Raw genomic sequence first — 1420 nt, 5'->3', positions numbered from 1 at the left:
GCGCCGGAGCCGGCCGGCCCGCTCCCGCAGCAGCCGGCCGCCGCCGCGGACGCCGCGCCGCCCGCCGGGGCGCAGCCTGTCGGCACGCCGTACGGCACGCCCGCGGGCCCGCCGTCCGGCACGCCCGGTGCCCCGTCCGCGGCGCCCCCCGGGGTGCCGCCCGCGGCGCCCGCGGTGCCCGCCCAGCGGGGCCGGCTGACGCCGCTGCAGAAGCTGGGCACCGGTCTCGCGCTGGCCGCCATGGCCGTGGGCGGTGGAGTGGCGGGGGCCTTCGCCGCGACCGCCTTCGACGACGACGCCACGCTCGCCGCCTCCTCCGCCCCGGTGGTCAGCGCGGCCGGCGGCAGGACCACGGTCGCCGACGTCGCCGCGGCCGTCCAGCCCTCGGTGGTCTCGATCGAGGTCGCGGCCGCCGGTGGGAGCGGGGAGGGCTCGGGCGTCGTGCTGTCCACCGACGGACTGATCCTCACCAACAACCACGTGGTGGAGTCCGCCGGCCGGGACGGCAAGGTGACCGTCAAGTTCAGCGACGGCAGGACCGCCTCGGCCACGATCGTCGGCACCGACCCGGCCACCGACCTGGCGGTCATCCGGGCGGAGGGCGTCTCCGGTCTCACCGTCGCCGCGCTCGGCGACAGCGACCGGGTCAAGGTGGGCGACTCCGTCCTGGCCATCGGCAGCCCGCTCGGCCTGTCCGGCTCGGTCAGCGCGGGCATCGTCAGCGCCCTCGACCGCACGGTGACCGTCAGCGGCGAGCAGGAGCGGCAGCAGCTGCCGCCCGGCTGGGGCGGCCAGAGCCCGCAGCAGGGCGCCGCGACGGCCACCACCATCGGCGGCGCCATCCAGACCGACGCGGCGATCAACCCCGGCAACTCCGGCGGCGCGCTGGTCAACGCCGCCGGGCAGGTGATCGGCATCAACACCGCCATCGCCACCAACGGCGGCGACGGCAGCATCGGCGTCGGCTTCGCCATCCCGATCAACACCGCCCGGCAGGTCGCCGACCAGCTCATCCGGAGCGGCAAGGTCGTCCACGCCTTCCTGGGCGTGGGACTCGCCGACGCCACCGGGGACACGGAGGGCGCGCTGGTGAGCCAGGTCACCGAGGGAAGCCCGGCGGCCCAGGCGGGCCTCAAGCAGGGCGACGTGATCACGAAGATCAACGGCACCCTGGTCGAGGACGGCAACACGGTGGTCGGCGTGGTGCGCAGCCTCAAGCCGGGCGACAAGGTCACCCTCGTCTACCTCCGCGACGGCCGGAGCCAGACCGTCACCGCGACCCTGGCCGAGAAGACCGGGGAGTGACGGCGGCCGTCCCCTGACCCGGCGGCCGGCCACCGGAGTCGCCACGGATCGCCCGGAGCCGGTGGCCGGCGGCCGGACGCGGACCCGCCCGCGGGCCTCCCCCAGGGGAGGCCCG

The 1420-nt window shown here is 77.2% G+C and carries 1 protein-coding gene; it reads left to right on the top strand.

The window, feature by feature from the left end:
* On the top strand, positions 1–1305 hold a 1305-nt coding region (locus ABD823_RS34315; RefSeq protein WP_344867106.1), incomplete at its 5' end, for a S1C family serine protease.
* Between the last annotated feature and the right edge of the window lie 115 nt (positions 1306–1420).

The organism is Planomonospora alba (genome assembly GCF_039534085.1).
GTDB classification, from domain to species: Bacteria; Actinomycetota; Actinomycetes; order Streptosporangiales; family Streptosporangiaceae; genus Planomonospora_B; species Planomonospora_B alba.
The sequence above is the reverse complement of the archived record's forward strand: the minus strand, read 5'-3'. Positions and strand labels throughout refer to the sequence as shown.